Source organism: Sphingomonas sp. PAMC26645, from assembly GCF_004795835.1.
Lineage (GTDB): Bacteria > Pseudomonadota > Alphaproteobacteria > Sphingomonadales > Sphingomonadaceae > Sphingomonas.
Genome location: NZ_CP039249.1, coordinates 491,931 through 510,566, shown reverse-complemented (window position 1 = coordinate 510,566; position 18,636 = coordinate 491,931). Strand labels below are relative to the sequence as shown.

The 18,636-nt window shown below is 66.4% G+C and carries 22 protein-coding genes; 6 read left to right on the top strand and 16 right to left on the bottom strand.

The features are described from left to right. Positions 1 to 13: 13 nt before the first annotated feature. Complete coding sequence (locus tag E5673_RS02480; protein WP_136188806.1) at positions 14 to 922, bottom strand: prephenate/arogenate dehydrogenase family protein; 909 nt, start codon at positions 920 to 922, stop codon at positions 14 to 16. Next, positions 922 to 2,031, bottom strand: coding sequence for a histidinol-phosphate transaminase (gene hisC, locus E5673_RS02475; RefSeq protein WP_136188805.1), 1,110 nt, complete (start codon positions 2,029 to 2,031; stop codon positions 922 to 924). Before hisC ends, E5673_RS02480 begins: the two co-directional genes overlap by 1 nt. 282 nt (positions 2,032 to 2,313) lie before the next feature. Between hisC and E5673_RS02470 the strand changes: the two genes are divergently transcribed. The 4 genes from E5673_RS02470 to E5673_RS02455 all read left to right on the top strand — a co-directional run bounded on the left by E5673_RS02470 (position 2,314) and on the right by E5673_RS02455 (position 4,969). Further along, on the top strand, positions 2,314 to 3,465 hold the full coding sequence (locus tag E5673_RS02470) for a homoserine O-acetyltransferase (RefSeq protein ID WP_136191310.1): 1,152 nt from the start codon (positions 2,314 to 2,316) through the stop codon (positions 3,463 to 3,465). Next, positions 3,462 to 3,896, top strand: coding sequence for a GNAT family N-acetyltransferase (locus tag E5673_RS02465; protein ID WP_136188804.1), 435 nt, complete (start codon positions 3,462 to 3,464; stop codon positions 3,894 to 3,896). The genes E5673_RS02470 and E5673_RS02465 overlap by 4 nt, the downstream gene beginning before the upstream one ends. Then, a complete protein-coding gene (gene metW / locus E5673_RS02460; RefSeq protein WP_136188803.1) occupies positions 3,893 to 4,492 on the top strand; it encodes a methionine biosynthesis protein MetW in 600 nt (199 codons plus the stop codon). Before E5673_RS02465 ends, metW begins: the two co-directional genes overlap by 4 nt. A 93-nt stretch (positions 4,493 to 4,585) precedes the next feature. Beyond that, entirely contained in the window at positions 4,586 to 4,969 is a 384-nt protein-coding gene (locus E5673_RS02455; RefSeq protein WP_136188802.1) for a response regulator, read from the top strand. Here E5673_RS02455 and E5673_RS02450 read toward each other — a convergent pair. The 6 genes from E5673_RS02450 to E5673_RS02425 all read right to left on the bottom strand — a co-directional run bounded on the left by E5673_RS02450 (position 4,959) and on the right by E5673_RS02425 (position 11,157). Continuing rightward, entirely contained in the window at positions 4,959 to 6,488 is a 1,530-nt protein-coding gene (locus E5673_RS02450) for a PAS domain-containing protein (RefSeq protein WP_247599537.1), read from the bottom strand. The two genes, E5673_RS02455 and E5673_RS02450, sit on opposite strands and share 11 nt — an antisense overlap. 5 nt (positions 6,489 to 6,493) lie before the next feature. After that, positions 6,494 to 7,096 (bottom strand): single-stranded DNA-binding protein, encoded by a 603-nt coding sequence (ssb, locus tag E5673_RS02445; RefSeq protein WP_136188801.1) that lies wholly within the window; start codon positions 7,094 to 7,096, stop codon positions 6,494 to 6,496. Between the two features lie 169 nt (positions 7,097 to 7,265). After that, on the bottom strand, positions 7,266 to 9,140 hold the full coding sequence (locus E5673_RS02440; protein ID WP_136188800.1) for a ferrous iron transporter B: 1,875 nt from the start codon (positions 9,138 to 9,140) through the stop codon (positions 7,266 to 7,268). 9 nt (positions 9,141 to 9,149) lie between these two features. Then, the gene (locus tag E5673_RS02435) at positions 9,150 to 9,425 is read right to left on the bottom strand and encodes a FeoA family protein (protein ID WP_056487822.1); all 276 of its coding nucleotides are present in this window, start codon (positions 9,423 to 9,425) and stop codon (positions 9,150 to 9,152) included. A 128-nt stretch (positions 9,426 to 9,553) separates the two neighbouring features. Next, on the bottom strand, positions 9,554 to 10,207 hold the full coding sequence (locus E5673_RS02430; protein WP_136188799.1) for a COQ9 family protein: 654 nt from the start codon (positions 10,205 to 10,207) through the stop codon (positions 9,554 to 9,556). Then, positions 10,204 to 11,157, bottom strand: a complete 954-nt coding sequence (locus E5673_RS02425) for a DMT family transporter (protein ID WP_247599536.1) — start codon at positions 11,155 to 11,157, stop codon at positions 10,204 to 10,206. Before E5673_RS02425 ends, E5673_RS02430 begins: the two co-directional genes overlap by 4 nt. Before the next feature lie 105 nt (positions 11,158 to 11,262). On the opposite strand from E5673_RS02425, the gene E5673_RS02420 reads away from it, so the two are divergent. Together E5673_RS02420 and E5673_RS02415 are read left to right on the top strand one after the other, a co-directional pair. After that, complete coding sequence (locus E5673_RS02420) at positions 11,263 to 12,351, top strand: alkene reductase (RefSeq protein WP_136188797.1); 1,089 nt, start codon at positions 11,263 to 11,265, stop codon at positions 12,349 to 12,351. 219 nt (positions 12,352 to 12,570) lie between these two features. Beyond that, entirely contained in the window at positions 12,571 to 13,065 is a 495-nt protein-coding gene (locus E5673_RS02415; protein ID WP_210731793.1) for a hypothetical protein, read from the top strand. A gap of 3 nt (positions 13,066 to 13,068) precedes the next feature. On the opposite strand, the gene E5673_RS02410 is transcribed toward E5673_RS02415, so the two are convergent. The 8 genes from E5673_RS02410 to E5673_RS02375 all read right to left on the bottom strand — a co-directional run bounded on the left by E5673_RS02410 (position 13,069) and on the right by E5673_RS02375 (position 18,631). After that, the gene (locus E5673_RS02410) at positions 13,069 to 13,443 is read right to left on the bottom strand and encodes a hypothetical protein (RefSeq protein ID WP_107954246.1); all 375 of its coding nucleotides are present in this window, start codon (positions 13,441 to 13,443) and stop codon (positions 13,069 to 13,071) included. Positions 13,444 to 13,609: 166 nt separating this feature from the next. Then, the gene (locus E5673_RS02405; RefSeq protein WP_136188796.1) at positions 13,610 to 14,425 is read right to left on the bottom strand and encodes a DUF1206 domain-containing protein; all 816 of its coding nucleotides are present in this window, start codon (positions 14,423 to 14,425) and stop codon (positions 13,610 to 13,612) included. A 500-nt stretch (positions 14,426 to 14,925) separates the two neighbouring features. Continuing rightward, positions 14,926 to 15,126 carry a DUF4169 family protein gene (locus tag E5673_RS02400; RefSeq protein ID WP_136188795.1) on the bottom strand — a complete coding sequence of 67 codons (201 nt, stop codon included), beginning with the start codon at positions 15,124 to 15,126 and terminating at the stop codon, positions 14,926 to 14,928. Between the two features lie 6 nt (positions 15,127 to 15,132). Further along, entirely contained in the window at positions 15,133 to 15,555 is a 423-nt protein-coding gene (ribH, locus tag E5673_RS02395; protein WP_056419110.1) for a 6,7-dimethyl-8-ribityllumazine synthase, read from the bottom strand. Next, positions 15,555 to 16,709 carry a 3,4-dihydroxy-2-butanone-4-phosphate synthase gene (gene ribB, locus E5673_RS02390; RefSeq protein ID WP_136188794.1) on the bottom strand — a complete coding sequence of 385 codons (1,155 nt, stop codon included), beginning with the start codon at positions 16,707 to 16,709 and terminating at the stop codon, positions 15,555 to 15,557. The genes ribH and ribB overlap by 1 nt, the downstream gene beginning before the upstream one ends. Further along, positions 16,693 to 17,304, bottom strand: coding sequence for a riboflavin synthase (locus E5673_RS02385; protein WP_136188793.1), 612 nt, complete (start codon positions 17,302 to 17,304; stop codon positions 16,693 to 16,695). The genes ribB and E5673_RS02385 overlap by 17 nt, the downstream gene beginning before the upstream one ends. Continuing rightward, on the bottom strand, positions 17,304 to 18,287 hold the full coding sequence (ribD, locus tag E5673_RS02380) for a bifunctional diaminohydroxyphosphoribosylaminopyrimidine deaminase/5-amino-6-(5-phosphoribosylamino)uracil reductase RibD (RefSeq protein WP_136191308.1): 984 nt from the start codon (positions 18,285 to 18,287) through the stop codon (positions 17,304 to 17,306). The genes E5673_RS02385 and ribD overlap by 1 nt, the downstream gene beginning before the upstream one ends. Then, positions 18,284 to 18,631 carry a hypothetical protein gene (locus tag E5673_RS02375; RefSeq protein WP_136188792.1) on the bottom strand — a complete coding sequence of 116 codons (348 nt, stop codon included), beginning with the start codon at positions 18,629 to 18,631 and terminating at the stop codon, positions 18,284 to 18,286. The genes ribD and E5673_RS02375 overlap by 4 nt, the downstream gene beginning before the upstream one ends. Between the last annotated feature and the right edge of the window lie 5 nt (positions 18,632 to 18,636).

Sequence of the window (18,636 nt, the reverse complement as noted above, 5' to 3'; positions counted from 1 at the left end):
GGGGTGGTTACTCTTACCCGTGCGTACGCCCGAAATCCTGCACGTCGTCGTCCTGCCCTTGCTCCACGATACTCCGCCGGATCGCCCGGGTCCTCGTGAACAGGTCGAACAGCGCATCCCCATCCCCCCAGCGGATCGCACGCTGGAGATGGCTCAGATCCTCCGAGAACCGCTGGAGCATCTCCAGCACCGCCTCGCGGTTGTTGAGGAAGATGTCGCGCCACATCGTCGGGTCCGACGCCGCGATCCGCGTGAAATCACGAAACCCGCCCGCCGAATATTTGATGACCTCCGACTGCGTCACTTCCTCCAGATCGCCCGCGGTGCCGACGATCGTGTAGGCGATCAGATGCGGCAGATGGCTGGTAACGGCAAGGACGCGGTCATGGTGCTCGGGCGCCATCGTCTCGACCTGCGCGCCAAGCCTGCGCCAGAATTCCGACACGCGCTCGACCGCGACCGGGTCGGCACCTTCAGGGGGCGTGACGATGCACCAGCGGTGACGAAACAGCGTCGCGAAGCCGGCTTCGGGGCCGCTGCGCTCGGTGCCCGCGACCGGATGCGCAGGAATGACGACCGCGTTCGGTAACGCTTCGGTGAGCGCACGGACGATCTCCGCCTTGCAACTGCCGACATCGCTGACGACCGCATCTGCGGGCAACTCCGCCGCGAACTCGCGCGCGACCTCGCCCATGATGCCGACCGGCACGCACAGGATCACGAGGTCCGCGCCGATCACCGCCGCGCCGGTCGAGTCCGCAACGTCGTCGCAGAATTGCAGCCGGTCTGCCGCTTCGCGCACGGTCGCGTCGGCGTCGTAGCCAGTGACGCGCACCGTCGGCATCGTCGCCTGCACCGCGCGCGCCACCGACGAGCCGATCAGTCCCAGCCCGATGATCGTGACGCGCGCGAACGGCAGCATCAGGCCGCTTCAACCAACGCACGCAGCGCCGCGGTGACGCCGCGCGTTTCCGCCTCGGTGCCGATCGTGATGCGCAGTGCGTTGGGCAGGCCCTGACCCGGCAGCCAGCGGACGATGTAGCCCGCGTCCATCAGCCCGTGATACGCGGCATCGGCGGTCAACTTGCCCTCGAACAGCACCAGCACGAAGTTCGCCTTCGACGGCACCGCACGAAGCCCCGCATTGCCCATCTGCCCGATCTGCTCGACGAACCAGCCACGCCACGTGTCGTTGTGCGCGCGCGTCGCGTCGACGAAAGCGGTGTCGCCGATCGCGGCGACTGCGGCGGCCTGGCCCGCGGTGGTGACGTTGAACGGCGCGCGGATGCGGTGCATCGCGTCGATGATCGGCGCGCAGGCATAGCCCCAGCCGATCCGCTCGGCCGCCAGTCCGTGAATCTTGGAGAAGGTCCGCGTGACCAGCACGTTCGCCTCGGTCATCGCCAGCGCGAGGCCGGCATCGTCCTCCTCGGGCGACAGATATTCGGCATAGGCCTGGTCGAGTACTAGCAGCACCGACTTCGGCAGCCCGGCATGCAGCCGCGCGATTTCCGCACGCGGCGTGAACGTGCCGGTCGGGTTGTTGGGATTGGCGACGAACACGATGCGGGTACGCTCGGTGACGGCGGCGAGGATCGCGTCGACATCGGTCGCATAGTCGCGGTCGTCGACGATGACGGGCTCGGCACCGACGCGGCGCGTGGCGATCTCGTACACCGCGAAGCCGTAGCGGACGTGGATGATCTCGTCGCCCGGACCCGCATAGGCGCCCGCGACCAGATGCAGGATCTCGTCGGAGCCGGTGCCGTAGATCACGCGCGCCGGATCGAGGTCGTAATGCACCGCCAGCGCCTCGCGCAGTTCGACCGCGCCCGCGTCCGGATACCGTTCCAGCGTCCGGTCGGCGGCGTCGAATGCGGCCTTCGCGGCGGGGCTGGTGCCGAGCGGGTTCTCGTTCGACGACAGCTTGATCACCGTGCGGCCATCGTCGGTCGTCGAGCGGCCGGGCGTGTACGGCGCGATCCCCAGGATCCAGGGCTTCGGCGCAGGGGCGGGCGTGATGTTTGTCATGGCCGCGGGACATAGCGGGCGGTGTGGCGCGGTGGCAAATCTTTGTGCGTGGGATTGGGGGAGGGCGGCATAGAGCCGGACGCCACTCCCATCCGTCATCCTGACGAAAGTCAGGACCCAGAGCCACGGATGTCACCGCTTGTTACCCTGGGTCCTGACTTTCGTCAGGATGACGGTGTGGTTCGGACGATCCTCCCCTGCCAGGGGGATGAACAGGATCATGCTCAAGTCCGGACTACCACCGCGCTGGCATGACGGCGGCCGCTTATGGTAGCGCGCGGCATGCTCGACACGCCTGCCATCGACCCCGAGACCGGCCATGACACCGACCAGCGCTTCGGCCTCGCGCGGCGCGTCACGTTGCCGGGGCCGTTGCGGCTAGATGGCGGTGTGCTGCTGTCGCCGGTCGATATCGCGTACGAGACCTATGGCACGCTCAACGCCGATGCGTCGAACGCCATCCTGATCTGCCACGCGCTGACCGGCGACCAGCATGTCGCCTCGCACCATCCGCGTACCGGCAAGCCCGGCTGGTGGACGCGGATGGTCGGCGAGGGGAAGCCGATCGACCCTGCGCGGCACTTCGTCGTCTGCGCGAACGTGCTCGGCAGTTGCATGGGCTCGTCGGGGCCGGCGACGATCAACCCGGCGACCGGGCGGCCGTGGGCGATGATTTTCCCGGTCATCACGATCCGCGACATGGTGCGCGCGCAGGCGATGCTGCTCGATCATCTCGGCGTCGGCGTGCTCCATGCGGTGGTCGGCGGATCAATGGGCGGGATGCAGGCGCTAAGCTGGCCCGCGACCTTCCCCGAGCGCGTGAAGGCGTGCGTCGTGATCGCCTCGACCGCGCGCCATACGGCGCAGAACATCGCTTTCCATGAGGTCGGGCGGCAGGCGGTGATGGCCGATCCGAACTGGCGTGGGGGCGAGTATCATGACGATGCGGCGCCGACCGCCGGGCTCGCGGTCGCGCGCATGGCGGCGCATATCACGTATCTGTCGGAAGCAGGGCTCACCGAGAAGTTCGGCCGCCGCCTCCAGGCGCGCGACGCGAAGTCGTTCGGGTTCGACGCCGATTTCCAGGTCGAGAGCTATCTGCGCCACCAGGGGCTCGCGTTCACCGATCGGTTCGATGCGAACTCGTACCTCTACATCACGCGGGCGATGGATTATTTCGATCTCGCCGAGGAGCATGGCGGGCTGCTCGCCAACGCCTTCCGCGCGACCAAGTCGCGGTTCTGCCTCGTCAGCTTCGACACCGACTGGCTCTACCCCACCGCCGAGTCGCGCGCGATCGTCCAGGCACTCAACGCAGCAGGCGCGCCGGTCAGCTTCGTCGAGCTGTCGAGCCCGTATGGCCATGATGCGTTCCTGCTGGAGGCGCCAGATCTCAACCGGGTGGTCGACGGCTTCCTGAGGGCTGGCCGATGACGATCATTCTGTCCGACGACGCAGGCAAGTTGCAGATCGACCGCATCCACGGGTGGCTCGCGAGCAGCTATTGGTCGCCGGGGATCGAGCGTGGTCTGGTCGAACGCGCGATCGCCGGGTCGCATTGTCTCGGCGCGTACGAGAACGAGCAGCAGGTCGGCTTCGCGCGGATGATTACGGATCACGCGACGTTTGCGTGGCTCGCCGACGTATGGGTCGACGAGTCCGTGCGCGGGCAGGGGCTAGGGCGGCGGATGGTGAGCTGGTTCCTGGAGCATCCGTCGTTTGCCGGGTTGCGCAGGTTCGGCCTCGTCACCGCCGACGCGCACGGCGTGTATGCGGACCTTGGTTTCCATCCTCTGGTGCGCGCCGATCGCTACATGGAGAGGCTCGCGCCGGGGCTCGCCGAGCAATTGCGGAGTGCGCCATGACGCCCCCCGAGACATTGCGGACCGATCTCGCCGTCATTTCGGAGAACGTCGCGCAGGGTAGTCGCGTGCTCGACATCGGTTGCGGCGACGGCGCGTTGATGGCCGCACTCCGCGACACGCGCGATGTCGATGCACGAGGGTTGGAGATCGACGCGCTCAACGTAGCGTCGGCGGTCGCGCGTGGCCTGTCGGTGATCCAGGGCGATGCGGATATCGACCTTGCCGGCTACCCCGACGGCAGCTTCGATTACGCGATCCTCAGCCAGACGTTGCAGACCGCACGCGCGCCCGATCTCGTGCTCGATCATCTGCTGAGGATCGGCCGACGCGCGTTCGTCAGCTTCCCGAATTTCGCGCACTGGCGCGTGCGGCTGTCGCTGCTCTGGGGCGGGCGGATGCCGGTGACGCGGCAGTTGCCTGAAAGCTGGTACGACACGCCGAACATCCACCACGTCACGATCGACGATTTCCGCGCCTTCGTGAAAGCACGCGGGATCACCGTCGAGGACGCCTGGTTCCTCTCGGGCGAAAAGCGCACCGGCGCGGGGGGTGCCAATCTGCTCGCCGAGCATGCGGTGTTCCTGCTGCGACGGTAATCGTTTGTAAGAGTTGGACCATATCGGGACGAGCCGTTGATCCAAATCACTGAAATTGCGGAACCGATCGGTGGGCGACTGGTTACTCCGCCGATGACCAAGACCGCCCTCATTGTCGAAGACGAGATTTTCGTTGCACTAGATCTCGAGAGAATTCTGATGGATGCTGGTTACGGCGTCGCGGGGATCGCGGCAGATCGCGACAGCGCGATCGCGGCGGCACCGGGATGCAACTTCGCGTTCGTAGACATCAACCTGCGTGACGGACCGACCGGGCCTGAGATCGCTAGGCGGATGGCGCAGGACTACGGTGTAAAGGTCGTGTTCGTGACTGCAAACCCCGCCCAGATCGGCGATGCGGAATGCCTAGGGTATATTCGCAAGCCGTTCAGCGATTCGGCCATCCTCGCCGCTGCCGCTTTGGCGTGCAACGACGACACAAGCGCGCACGACGACGTCATTCGCGTCAGCGGCTGAACGCGGTCTTCGGAATAGTCAGGGCGACGATCAGGCCGTCGTCGTTCCACGTCCGATTAACGCTACCGCCTAACTGACGCACCGCGCTCATCTCGATCAATTGCGTGCCAAAACCGGGTGGCGTCGTGGGCTTGGTGACGGACGGACCTCCCACCTCTCGCCAGTGCAATGTCACCGTATCGGTATTGGCCGCGACGGTGATCTGCACCGTGCCGAGTTCGGTCGCGAGCGCACCGTATTTGGTCGCGTTGGTCGCAAGTTCGTGAAACATCAGCGCGAGCGGAGTCGCGGAACGATCATCGATCGTCACATCGTCGCCCACGACGCTGACACGGGCGCCATCGATTCGCTGATACGGCTCGAACAATTCGTGCAGCAAGCCATGCAGGCTATTCTGCGCCATCGATGGTCGTGAGTTGGCGCTATGAGGGCGGACGAAATCATGCGCGCGACCCAGCGCGTTGATGCGGTGACGCAAATCGGTCGCGATCCCGGCGAACTCCGGCTTTCCCCTCGCCGAGAACGCGATCAGTCCGGCGATCACCGCGAAGATGTTCTTGATGCGGTGGCTCAGCTCCTGGCTGATGACCTCTCGCTCCTCATAGGCCAACTTCTGTTCGTGGATGTCGGTACACGTCCCGAACCAACGCGTAATCGCGCCGCTCCCGTCACGCACCGGCAGCGCACGGCCGAGCACCCAGCGGTACGTACCGTCGAAATGCCGAAGCCTGTATTCGATATTATAGGGTTCACCGGTTTCGAGAGACTGGCGCCAGATCGCCCAAGCGCGATCCTGGTCGTCGGGATGGAACATGTCGTTCCAGCCTTCGCCATCGGTCGTCCCTACGGGCGTGCCGGTGAACTCGTACCACCGCGCGTTGAAGTAATCGTGGAAGCCGTCGGGCAGCGTCGACCAAACCATCTGCGGCATCGTGTCGGCGAGCGTGCGGAACTTCAGGTCGCTCGCTTCCAGCGTACGGCGGGCTTCGGCCTCGGCCATCGCCTGCTCGCGTGCGGTACGGCGATCGTCGAGCCGGCCCATCGCCGCTTTTGCCAGCAGCGTGAGGCCGTCGCGCTGGAACCGGGTCAGGCCTTCGCGGGGCTCGTTCGCGAGCACGCAGAGTGCGCCCAACGGCACGCCCTCGCTGGAGACGAGCGGCGCGCCCGCGTAGAAGCGCACATACGGCTCGCCGGTCACCAGCGGGTTGTCGACGAAGCGTGGATCAGCCTGCGCGTCGGGCACTTCCATCACCTCGTGATGGTGCATCGCGTGCGCGCAGAACGACATGCTGCGCGGAGTCTGCTCCAGGTCGAAGCCGGTCCGCGCCAGAAAACGCTGATATTCCTCCTCGACCAGGCTCAGCAACGCGACCGGGGCGCCGCACAGCTCGGCTGCGAACGCCACGATATCGTCGAGTTGGCCCTTCGCGCGCGCGCCGGCGACGTCGTAGGCCGAGATCACGCGCGAGCGCTCGGCCTCGTCGAACGAAGCGGTCGGGACTGAATACAGCGTCGTCACGGCAATCAGAACGGCACGTCGTCGTCGAGATCGTCCGAGAAGCCGCCGGTCTGCCCGAAGCTGCCGCCGCGTGCGCCGCCACCGCCACCGCCACCCGAGGGTGCGCTGCCGCCACGACCACCGCCGCCGCCGCCGTAACCACCGCCGCCGCCCGACGAGCCGCCACCGAAGTCGTTGCCGCCACCGCCGCCGGCCCAGTCGTCGCCACCGCCGCGGCTACCGCCGCCGCCGCCTGCACCACCGCCTGCGCCGCCGTTCGGACCGTCGAGCATCGTCAGCACGCTGTTGAAGCCCTGCAGCACGATCTCGGTCGAATATTTGTCCTGGCCCTGCGCGTCCTGCCACTTCCGGGTCTGGAGCGCGCCCTCGATATAGACCTTCGAGCCCTTGCGGAGAAACTTCTCGGCGACGTTCGCAAGACCTTCGTTGAAGATCGCGACCGAATGCCATTCGGTCTTTTCCTTGCGCTCGCCCGACATCTTGTCCTTCCAGGACTCGGATGTCGCGATGCGCAGATTGACGACCTTGCCGCCGTTCTGGAACGCCTTGCTCTCCGGGTCGCGACCCAGATTGCCGACGATGATGACCTTGTTGACGCTGCCTGCCACGAACCAGGACTCCACTAGTAAGGTTTGATTGCTCAGACGAGCATGAACGAATATACGGTAGCGGCGTAGGACCTGGGTGCAGATTACCCGGTGGAAGGGATGATCGCTTCTGGGGAGAAGGACCAGGACCTACGCCTTGAACGGATTTGGAGTCCGCTCAGTGCATCACCTACAAACCAGCGGCTACCGCCAGCCAGTATGTGATACCCGCCATGATGTACGCGGCGGCGAACAAATAGCCAACCATGAAGGCGGGCCATTTCCACCCATTAGTCTCGCGGCGGGTGACGGCGATGGTCGAAATGCACTGCGGTGCGAACACGAACCACATCAGGAAGGCGAGCGCGGTCGGCAGGCTCCAGCGACCGCGCAGGTTCTCGATCATCGCCTTGCCGCCCTGGTTGCTGTCGGGGTCGTCGATCGCATAGACCGTGCCGATCGCCGCGACCGCGACTTCGCGCGCGGCCATCGCCGGGATCAGCGCGAGGACGATGTCGCGGTTGAAGCCGATCGGCGCGAACACTGGCGCGATGCCGTTGGCGATGCGGCCCGCAACCGAATAATCGACCGCCGAGATCTTCGGCGCGCCAGCGGGCTGTTCGGGCGGCTTGGGAAAGCTCAGCAACACCCACAGGATGATCGTCGAGGTGAGAATGATGCCGCCGGCGCGCTTCAGGAAGATCTGCGCGCGGCTCCACAGGCCGATGCCGACGTCGCGCCACTGCGGCCACTGGTATTTGGGCATCTCCATCATGAAGCCCGACGATACGCCCTTGGTCACCGTCCGGCGCAGCACCAGCGCGGCGACGAATGCGCCGACGATGCCCATCACGTACAGGCCGAGCATCACCAACCCCTGCAACCCGACGAACGGCAGCACCTGCGTATTCGGGATGAACGCGCCGATGATCAGCGTGTAGACCGGCAGGCGCGCGGAGCACGTCATCAGCGGCGCGATCAGGATCGTCGTCAACCGGTCCTTCTCGTCGTCGATCGTCCGCGTCGCCATGATGCCGGGGATTGCGCAGGCGAAGCTCGACAGCAGCGGGATGAACGCGCGGCCGGACAGCCCGACGCTCGCCATCACCCGGTCCATCAGGAACGCCGCGCGGACCATGTAGCCGCTGGCTTCGAGGACGAGGATGAATAGGAACAGGATCAGAATCTGCGGCAGGAACACGATGACCGCGCCGACGCCGGCAATCACGCCGTCGACCAGCAGCGAGCGGAGCAGCGAGTCGGGCAGTTCGGCTGTCAGGAAGCCCTGCAACGCGGTGAAGCCCGCATCGATTGCGTCCATGAACGGCTGTGCCCAGCTGAACACCGCCTGGAACATCAGGAACATGATCGCGAGCAGCAGGATCGGCCCGGCGACAGGATGCAGCGCGACCGCGTCGAGCATGTGCGTCCAGCGGCGGACCTGCGTCTCGGACACGGTCGCCGACGTCGCGATCTGGCGCGCGCGGCGCTGGAGCGTGACGATGTCGTCCTGGACGCTGCCGTCGGATTTGCGGAGGCGCATCGGGCCGTTGACGACGATGCCGGAGAGCGCCGCCTTCAACTCGTCGAGGCCTCGCTTGCGCACCGCGACGGTCGGGATCACCGGCACGCCGAGTTCGCGTTCGAGCACCTTGGGATCGAGCTTCAGCCCGTCGCGCTCGGCGAGATCGACCATGTTGAGCGCGACGACGACCGGCAGGCCGAGGGCGATCAGCTGGAGCGTGAAGCGGAGGTGGTTGTCGAGATTGGCGGCGTCGACGACGACGACCAGCGCGTCGGGCAGGCGCTCGCCGTCCTGCGTGCCGGTGACGACGTCCCGCGTGACTCGCTCGTCGGGGGAAGACGGTTCGAGGCTGTATGCGCCGGGGAGGTCGACCAGTTCGATCGGCCGGCCGTCGTCGAGCATCAGCCGCCCGACCTTCCGCTCGACCGTGACGCCGGGATAATTGCCGACCTTCTGGCGCGCACCCGTGAGCGCGTTGAACAGCGCGCTTTTGCCGGCATTGGGATTGCCGACCAGCGCAACCAGCGGTGCTGCATTCATTTTATGGGATTATTCAGCCGCGGCAGGCATTGGCGAGACGTGGATCGCGCCCGCGACCGCGCGGCGGAGCGCAACCGTCATCCGGCCGATCCGGCAGGCGATCGGGCCCTGACCCAGAGTCGCGCGGTGGAGAACCTCGACATCGACGCCCTCGTCGAAGCCCAGTTCGCGCAGTCGGCGCGCCTCGGGATCGGCAAGTCGTGCCCATTCGATCGCGGCAACGATGCCATGCTGCTTGCGAGGCAGCGTTTCGAGGCTGACGGAACGATCGGGGCGAGTGTCCATGATGCGACTGATTATCAGTAACGCCCGGGGAAGGGAAGCCCTAACCGTCGTGGGTTACGACCGCCTCGACGCCTCGCCATCCGGATGAAAGTCAGAATACAGAGACACTTAGCCGAGCGTTGATGGCTTCAGGCAGTCGGATAGCGCAGGCGGCCGACGAATCGCGACAGGCTGAAACCGTGTTCGGTGCGCTTGAGGAACCCGGCCTTGGCCTTCTCGAACTGCATGATCCCATTGATCCGGCGACCAAGGAACGCGCGCGTTTCGGCCAGACCTTCGCTTTCGTCGTCGAGGAAGACCGTGATCGTCGACGCGTACACGCCGAGCAGGATCGTCCGCTTGGTGTAGTAATTATAGTCGGTCGCGACGTCGCCGGCCGCGCGCCAGATCGTGTCGACCGTCCGCCAGCCAAGCCGTGTCGCCTTCGCCAGGTTCTGCGGAAGCGCGAGGATCGCCAGCGCGCGCCGCAGTGATTCGCGATCGATCGACGTCGCGTCGAGCCGCGCTTCGACCAGCGCGGTGATCTTCTCGCGGACCTTCATCAGCGCGAGCCGCTCGGGCGGCACCGCGGCGAGCATGACGCCGTCGATATGCGCGAACCACGCGTCGATCGTGTCGACCGGGCCGTCCTTGAACGCGAGCGCGGCGATGTCGGTGTCGATCCCCTCCGCCTGCGCGGCCATGTCGCGCGCGGCGTCGCTCCAGCCGTCGAACGCAGCGTTGGCGGCGATGCCGGGGGCGAGCTTTGCGCGGATTTCGTCGAGCGTAAGGTCCTGGGTCATACCGTCTCCTGCCGTTCAAAATCAGGCGTATCAAGCGTGTCTTCAAGGGGGACTTCCGGGGAAGGTCCCCGGCGGACGAGCACCAGCGCGACCGCCACCATCACCACGCCGACCAGATCCGCCGCGCCGAGCCGCTCGCCATAGACCAGCCAGCCCACGACGCCGGCGACCACCGGCTGGATCAGCAACGCGATCCCGATCACCAGCGGCGAGAAGCGGCCGAGCGCATAGATCATCAGGCCTTGCCCGAGCACCTGGCTGCACAGAGCGAGCCCGATCAGCGGCCCCCAGTGCGTCGGCATCACCCGCTCGCCCATCGCCAGCGCGAACACGAGCAGCGGCACGATCCCCGCCAGCGTCGACAAAGTCAGTGCGGAGAGCGGCGCCAACGTCGCCCGCGCACGTGCCATCAGAATGAAATAGACCGTGTAAAGCAGCCCCGCGAGGATGCAGAGCAGGTCGCCGACGAGGTTTTTCGCATCGAGTTGATACGACCGCCCGAGCAACAACGCCGCCCCCGCCGCCGCCAACACTAAGGCCCATCCCTGAGTCCGCGTCGGCCACGTCTTCGCGATCAGGAAACCGTAGATCGGAAAGATCAGCGTCGCCGCGTTGCCGAACAGAGTCGCATTGGCGAGCGTCGTGCGCCGGATGCCGAGATGCCACGCACCGAGATCGGCCGCGAAGCACACGCCGCCGACGATCAGCCCGATCCACACGCCGCGGCTCAACCGGGTCGGCCGCGCGCCCTGCTGGACTGCCAATGCGATCAGGAACGGCACCGCCAACGTCAGTCGCCAGAACCCCGCAGCCACCGGGCCGACCTCGGTCGCACGGACGAACCACGGCCCGAACGCCAGCGCGACATTCGCCACCACCAATGCCGCGAAGGCGATAAGTCCCGGCGCGGCAACACTTTGCGCGGTTGGTGCAGAACTGGGCGTCGTCAAACCGTGCGGCGTATCGGGCACGCTAGATAATCTTTGCGGGTCGGGGCGATGCATGCCGCCCTGTAGCCTCCTATCTTCCGCCCGTCAGGCCAATAAGGAGCCCCCATGCCTAGCCTTTTCGATCCGATTACCCTTGGTGCCGTCGAAGCGCCGAACCGCATCATCATGGCGCCGCTCACCCGCGGGCGTGCCGACAGGGATGCGGTGCCGTCCGACATCATGGTCGAGTATTACACGCAGCGTGCGAGCGCCGGCCTGATCATCTCGGAAGCCACCGGCATCAGCCGTGAGGGCCTCGGCTGGCCGTTCGCGCCGGGCCTGTGGACCGATGCGCAGGTCGCCGCCTGGAAGCCCGTCACCGACTCGGTCCATGCCGCCGGCGGCCGGATCGTCGCGCAGCTGTGGCACATGGGTCGCCAGGGCCATTCGTCGGTGTACGAGACCCAGCCCGTGTCGTCGTCGGCAACCGCGACCGAAGGCCAGGCGCACACGTTCGAGGGAAAGAAGGACTTCGAGGTCGCGCGTCCGCTCGAGACCAACGAGATTCCGCGCCTGCTGGCCGACTACGAGCTGGCAACGAAGAACGCGCTGGCGGCAGGCTTTGACGGCGTGCAGATCCATGCGGCGAATGGTTATCTGATCGACCAGTTCCTGCGCGACAACGCCAATTTCCGCACCGACGAATATGGCGGCTCGATCGAGAACCGCGTCCGCCTGCTCCGCGAAGTCGCCGAGCGCGTGATCTCGGTCGCATGGGCTGACCGCGTCAGCGTCCGCCTGTCTCCGAACGGCGATTCACAGGGTGTCGACGACAGCAACCCCGAGGCGCTGTTCACCGCCGCTGCCAAGGCGCTGTCCGACCTCGGCATCGCGTTCCTCGAACTCCGCGAGCCCGGCCCCGACGGCACCTTCGGCAAGACCGACGTGCCGAAGCTCAGCCCGGCGATCCGCAAGGTGTTCAACGGCGTGCTGATCGTGAACTCGGACTACACGACCGTCGAGGAGGCACAGGCCGAGCTCGATTCGGGCAATGCCGACGCGATCACTTTCGGTCGCACGTTCATCGCCAACCCCGACCTGCCCGAGCGCCTGCGCACCGGCGCACCGCTCGCGAAGGACGATGCGAAGACGTGGTACAGCCAGGGCCCCGAGGGGTACATCGACTACCCCGCGCTCGAGACTGCCAACGCCTGAGCTTAATCCTCCCCCGCAAGGGGGAGGTGGCAGGCGCCAGCCTGACGGAGGGGGAGGCACGCGCGAACCGCTGTTCCGTGTCCTCCCCCTCCGTCACCTGCGGCGACACCTCCCCCTGGCGGGGGAGGATCGTGAGGGCTGCCTCTGGTCACCCGCGCCGCCATCGCCTAGCAGCGCTTCCGCGCTCTGGGTAGCGTACCGGTGACGACAGGATATCTAATGACCGACGGCTGGCCGAGCGGCGGCAGGGGAACGGGACCGCTCACGCCGGGCGCCGCCGACCGTGCCGCAAAGCGGGCGGAAGAGCGCGCCAATGGCCGCGAGCAGCGCGCGAAGGAACGGCTTGCCGCGTCCGAACAGCGATCCGAATCGCGTGCCGCACAACGCGATCTTCAGTTCCAGGAACGCGAACGCGCCCGCGAAAGCCGGCGTATCGAAGAGGATCAGCGGATCAAGGCGCGGCTCGATGCGCCGCCGACCAACGATGTCGAGGCGTTGAAGATTTCTAAACGCCGCCGCTCGGGCGCGCTCGCGCGCAGCGGCGAGGAATCGAAGACCGACCGCGACACCCGTAGCTACAAGACGATCGTCGACACCGCGCGGATCCGCACGCTCGCCGATCGCGGCGCGTCGGTGGCGGGGCTTGCCGGCGCGTTCGGCATCACGATCGAAGAGATCGAGGCGGCGTTGCTGGAAACGGCCTCGCAGGACTAGGAGTCAGGTGGCGGTACGATCCCCGGCCAGCCACGCCTTAGCCTCGTCGATATCGAGGAACGTCCGGCAGTTCTCGGCCTTCAGATAGCGTTCGGTCTGGAGCTTGGCCAAATGCGACGCGACGACCGCAGCGATCGGTGCCGACGTCACCTTCAACGCCTTGGGCATCATCGCTTCGAGCGCATCGACGACCTTCAACGGCTGGATCGCGGCCTTGCGCAGGTCGGCGAGCACGACGAACCGGCCATGATACAGCCGCGCTGCGGATCCCCGAGCTAGCAGTTCCGCAGAGAACGCCGCCGTCGTCGCGACCGACCAGAACCCCTCGGTGACGATGTTGAGTGTCTTGGTCGGGACGTCGAAGCTGATCGTGTACATGACGATCTCCGTAACGTCCGCGGCTTAACGATACCCTGATGCACCCGTGGTTTTTTGCCACTGGCTATCATTGTCGTTCTTCCGCGAGAGCGGGAGCCCAAGGTTAAGAACGCCATCGTTGGCCCCCCCGCCTTAGCGGGGAGGGGACATGGGAGAGAAGAAAGCTCTAATCGGTACCCGGCAGGTCGACATGGATTCGGCGGAAGCGCGCCTCGACCAGACTGTACGCACCGAACAGCGCCAGCCCGATACCGGTCAGCGCCAACAGCCACTTGCCGCCCGGTTGCGATTGCAGCCGTTCCAGTGCCTCTGCCACGCCGCCCGCGTCGCTGGCATGTGCGGTCCATGCAGCCAATCCGAACAGCCCGGCGACGATCAGGAACACGAGCGCCCGCGCGCCGTAGCCGATTCGACCCATCGTGCAAACATAGCCGGGCGCAGGGGCGTCGCCGCGCAGGTCCTGGATGAAGTCGCCGCGCCACGCCTTCTGCGCCTGCTGGAAGGCGGCGACGAGGATCCCGATCGCAACCGCGCCGACCAGGAGGCGGCCGGCGGGCTGGTCGAGCAGCAACGCGGTCCAGTCGCGCGCACTCTCGTCGCCGGGCGAGACGGCGATCTTGCCCTTGCCCAGATCGAGTGCGAGCCGGGTCGCGGTCCAGGCGAGAATCAGATGCGCGATACCGCTGACGACATGGCCGATCCGCCTGAGGCTGCCCTTGGCGTCGCGCGTGATCTGCTCCGGGTTCGCCGTGGCCTCGGTCAGTCGCCAGATCGCGTAGCCGAGCAACCCCGCCGCGACGACCGCCAGCAGTACGGGGCCAAGCGGTCCGCCCGCCATCGACCCGATCGCGCCCTGGTTGTCGGCAACCTCGCCGCCGTGCAGCGCCGCATCGACCGCGAACCACCCGACGAGGATATACACCACCCCGCGCGCGGCAAAGCCGAGCTTGGCGAGCAACGTCGCATTCGCATCCGAAATCATGATCGCCCCTTTGTTACGGAGGCATAACGGCGCGGATGGCGCGACGTTTCTGTGGTGGGGCGGCGGAGAGTTTGGCGGTCCGCTGCTATCGCTTGCGGGGACGTCAGATTTGTTTCCCCGCGAAGGCGGGGATCCAGACTGGGCTCCCGCCTTTGCGGGAGAACAAGGACGGGCATGGTACCGTGGTTATCGAGGGCTGCGGGGCTTCGGGTTTGAGACGGGTGAGGGTGTTTTTCGGGCCAGTCAAAGCGATAACCACTCTTGTGCTTCAAGATCGCAGACCTCGAGAATCCTCCCCCGCCACGGGGAGGTGGCAGGCTCTTGCCTGACGGAGGGGGAGGGGGCGACAACGCAGGTTTCTTGTCCTCCCCCTCCGTCGCCTGTGGCGCCACCTCCCCCTGGCGGGGGAGGATTGCAGGCGCGGCGTTCGCGAAGGGAATTTCGAGGGACAACGCCGAGTGCCACGCTCACCCTTCGCCAGGGGAAGGGTGACGTTGAGGTTATTCCGGCGTTTCGTCGGGTGCGAGGCTCTCTAGCCTCGCACCATCGAGCGTCGCTTCGAGCCGAGCCTTCACAGCCGCATCCGCCGCCTTCTCCGCCCCGGTCCGCCCGAACACCCGCCGGTTCTGGTCCGCCCGTCCCGCGGCATCAACCCGAGCCCGCTGTTTCCGCGCAAGCCGCAGGTTGATCACCTCACCCACGCGCGGTCATGCGAGAAACCGGTCCTTCAGCGCCAGCATCGCCAGCGCCGCGTTGGCCGCGCCGCCGCCCTTGTCGCCTTCGGTGGGCTTTGCGCGCGTAAGTGCCTGCGCTTCGTTCTCGGTGGTCAGGATGCCGTTGCCGATCGGCAGGCCGTCCATCGTCAGCTGCATGATCCCGCGTGCGCTCTCGCCCGCGACGATCTCGAAATGATAGGTCTCGCCGCGGATCACGACGCCCAGCGCGACATAGGCGTCGAACGTCTCGCTCTCGGCCGCCAGCGCGATCGCGCCGGGGACTTCGAGTGCGCCCGGCACGGTGATCGTCTCGTGGGTGTGGCCGGCGGCTTCGATCGCGGCCTTCGCGCCCTCGACGAGGAGGTCGTTGAGGTGATCGTAGAACCGGGCTTCGACGATGAGGAGATGCGCCATCAGTTGCTCTTTTCCGTGTTCAGGGACGCGATCGGGCGCTCGCCGACGATCGACAGGCCGTAGCCGTCGAGGCCGACCAGCGTGTGATGCGTGTTGGTGATCAGCACCATGTCGTGGACGCCGAGTTCGGTCAGGATCATCGCGCCGACGCCGTAGTCGCGCAGTTCCTCCATGTCCGGGGTGATCTCCGCGCCGGCCTTCTTCATCACCGCCGAGGTGAAGGTGTTGCTGCGCGGCCGGTTGATAACGACGATCACGCCAGCGCCCTCGTCCGCGATCATCTGCATCGAGCGCGCGAGTATGCGGCCGCGATCGCCCGATTCGCCGAAGATGTCCGCGAACGGCGACAGTGCGTGCATGCGGACGAGCGTCGGCTTGGCGGGGTCGATCTTGCCCTTGACCAGTGCGACCTGCTCGGTGCCGGTGGCCTTGTTCCAGAACGTCAGCGCGCTCCAGTCGCCACCCCATTCGGAGGTGAACTTCGCCTCGGCGCGCTTCTCGACGAGGTGATCGTGGCGGCGGCGATAGGCGATCAGGTCGCGGATCGTGCCGATCTTGACGTTGTGGAACTGCGCGAAGGTGACGAGGTCGTCCATCCGCGCCATCGTGCCGTCCTCGTTCATGATCTCGCAGATCACGCCCGAAGGATTGAGCCCGGCAAGCCGCGCGACGTCGACCGCCGCCTCGGTATGGCCGGCGCGGATCAGCACACCGCCGTCGCGCGCGACCAGCGGGAAGACGTGGCCGGGGGTGACGATGTCCGGCTTGCCCTTGGTCGCATCGACCGCCACCGCGATGGTGCGCGCGCGATCGGCGGCCGAGATACCCGTCGTGACGCCTTCGAGCGCCTCGATCGACACGGTGAACGCGGTCTCGTGACGAGTGCCGTTGTTGCGGCTCATCAGCTCGAGCCCGAGCTCTTCGGTGCGCTCCCTGGTCAGCGCGAGGCAAATCAGCCCGCGACCGAACTTCGCCATGAAGTTGATCTTCTCCGGCGTCGCCATCTGCGCGGGGATGACGAGGTCGCCCTCGTTCTCGCGATCCTCGTCGTCGACCAGGATGAACATCCGGCCGTTGCGCGCCTCGTCGATGATCTCTTCGGGGCTCGACAGATAGCCGTGCTTGAGACGGGCGAGTTCAGCTGGCTTTGACACGGTAATGCTCCATGCGTTGGAGATAGCGGGCGAGGACGTCGATCTCGATATTGACCGACTGCCCCATCTGGATCGTCCCGAGCGTGGTGACCGCCCAGGTATGTGGGATGATGTTGAGGCCGAATTCGACCTCTCCATCGATGTCTTGAACGCTGTTTACCGTGAGCGAAACGCCATCGACCGTCACCGAACCCTTCGGCGCGATGAACGGCGCGATATCGGCGCCGGCGCGGATGGTGACGCGGTGCGAGCCCCCTTCCTCGCTCAGCGCGACGACGGTGCCGAGGCCGTCGACGTGGCCCGTGACGATATGGCCGCCGAGTTCGTCGCCAAGCTTCATCGCGCGTTCGAGGTTGAATTTGCGGCCTTCGGTCCATTGGTCCTTGGCGGTACGGCTGATCGTCTCGCCTGAGACATCGACCGCGAACCAGTTGGGCCCCTTGTCGACCACGGTCAGGCAGACGCCCGAGCAGGAGATCGACGCGCCGAGGTCGACGGTGGCGGTATCATAGGCGGTGCTGACGACGACGCGCGCGTCGCCGGGCGATTCCACGGTTGTGACGGTGCCGATGTCGGTGACGATTCCGGTGAACATTATGCCTCGTTTCGTTCGCGCTCGTAGACCTCGAGCCGGTCCATGCCAAGTTGCCGCGCATCGACTTGTGTCCAGCGTTGGTGCGCTTCGGCCAGGTCGGTGAGGCCGATGTCGCGGAGTGCGGGCTTGCCGCCGCCGACCAGGATCGGCGCGCGGTAGAGAAGGAGCCGGTCGACCAGATCGGCCGCGAGGAACGCCGACGCTACGGCCGCGCCGCCTTCGACGAGGATGTGGTCGACGCGGGGAAGGGTAGCGACTTTCTGCGGCGCAGCGATGACGGTCCAACCGGGCAGGTCTTCAGCGGTCGAAGATAAAAGCACGCGCATCGGTCCGCGAGCTTCCAGCCCCGGTAGCCGCACGTCGAGTCGCGGCGCATCGGCGTCATACGTGCCGCGACCGACGAGGATCGCTTCGTGCCGACTCCGCTCGAGATGCGCGTGGGCGCGGGCTTGCGGGCCGGTGATCCAGCGGCTTGATCCGTCCGCCATCGCGATGCAGCCGTCGAGCGATGTTGCAAGCTTCAGGGTGACGTGCGGACGACCAAGCGCTTGGCGGGTGAGAAAGCCGGCCATCGAACGCCTGGATTCGTTCGCCCGAACGCCGCGCGTCACGGCGATGCCAGTGGCCTCCAGCCGGGCAAAACCCTGGCCCGCCGTTCGTGCGTCAGGGTCTTGGAGGGCGGCAACGACACGCGCCACGCCTGCCTTGATCAGCAAATCACTGCATGCGGGTCCCCGCGGGGACTGATGCGCGCACGGCTCAAGCGTGACGTAGGCTGTAGCCCCCCGAGCTTCCGCGCCAGCCTCGGCCAACGCCATCGCCTCGGCATGCGGTCGCCCGCCCGCCTGAGTCCAGCCCCGCCCGACGACGCGGCCCTCGCGCACGATCACGCAGCCGACGTTGGGATTGGGCGCGGTTCGCCCTCGGCCGCGCTCGGCGAGTGCCAGCGCGGCGCCCATCCAGCGCGTGTCGGCCTGGGTCAGATGCCCATGGCCTTCAGCTTGTCGTCCAGCCGCTTGAACGACTCGCGCTGCGCGTCCTCGCGCGCCTTCTGCTCGGCGAGCGCCTTGGCCTTGATCGGCGCGTCGATCTTCTGCTGAGCTTCGATCTGCGCATCGGTGCGGTCCGCGGGCCATTGCTCGACATAGATGATCTTCGGGCGATATTCCTTCTCGACGTACGAGTCTTTCATGAACGCGTAGATCAGGAAGCTGGTGACGCCGAGCGCGGCCGCGAGGAAAAACAGCTCGTACGGTCGACGCTGGCTGAAGAAGAGCCGCAGGTCCTGATATGCGGCGATCGGCGAGAAACGACTGAAAAAGCCCATGCGCG

Coding starts and splice junctions, on each gene's coding strand:
- E5673_RS02470 (WP_136191310.1), top strand. CDS start 2,314: ATGCTCGACACGCCTGCCATCGACCCCGAGACCGGCCATGACACCGAC.
- metW (WP_136188803.1), top strand. CDS start 3,893: ATGACGCCCCCCGAGACATTGCGGACCGATCTCGCCGTCATTTCGGAG.
- E5673_RS02465 (WP_136188804.1), top strand. CDS start 3,462: ATGACGATCATTCTGTCCGACGACGCAGGCAAGTTGCAGATCGACCGC.
- E5673_RS02435 (WP_056487822.1), bottom strand. CDS start 9,425: ATGGACACTCGCCCCGATCGTTCCGTCAGCCTCGAAACGCTGCCTCGC.
- E5673_RS02385 (WP_136188793.1), bottom strand. CDS start 17,304: ATGTTCACCGGAATCGTCACCGACATCGGCACCGTCACAACCGTGGAA.
- E5673_RS02420 (WP_136188797.1), top strand. CDS start 11,263: ATGCCTAGCCTTTTCGATCCGATTACCCTTGGTGCCGTCGAAGCGCCG.
- E5673_RS02430 (WP_136188799.1), bottom strand. CDS start 10,207: ATGACCCAGGACCTTACGCTCGACGAAATCCGCGCAAAGCTCGCCCCC.
- E5673_RS02480 (WP_136188806.1), bottom strand. CDS start 922: ATGCTGCCGTTCGCGCGCGTCACGATCATCGGGCTGGGACTGATCGGC.
- E5673_RS02455 (WP_136188802.1), top strand. CDS start 4,586: ATGACCAAGACCGCCCTCATTGTCGAAGACGAGATTTTCGTTGCACTA.
- E5673_RS02410 (WP_107954246.1), bottom strand. CDS start 13,443: ATGTACACGATCAGCTTCGACGTCCCGACCAAGACACTCAACATCGTC.
- E5673_RS02375 (WP_136188792.1), bottom strand. CDS start 18,631: ATGGGCTTTTTCAGTCGTTTCTCGCCGATCGCCGCATATCAGGACCTG.
- ribH (WP_056419110.1), bottom strand. CDS start 15,555: ATGGCGCATCTCCTCATCGTCGAAGCCCGGTTCTACGATCACCTCAAC.
- hisC (WP_136188805.1), bottom strand. CDS start 2,031: ATGACAAACATCACGCCCGCCCCTGCGCCGAAGCCCTGGATCCTGGGG.
- E5673_RS02440 (WP_136188800.1), bottom strand. CDS start 9,140: ATGAATGCAGCACCGCTGGTTGCGCTGGTCGGCAATCCCAATGCCGGC.
- E5673_RS02415 (WP_210731793.1), top strand. CDS start 12,571: ATGACCGACGGCTGGCCGAGCGGCGGCAGGGGAACGGGACCGCTCACG.
- E5673_RS02405 (WP_136188796.1), bottom strand. CDS start 14,425: ATGATTTCGGATGCGAATGCGACGTTGCTCGCCAAGCTCGGCTTTGCC.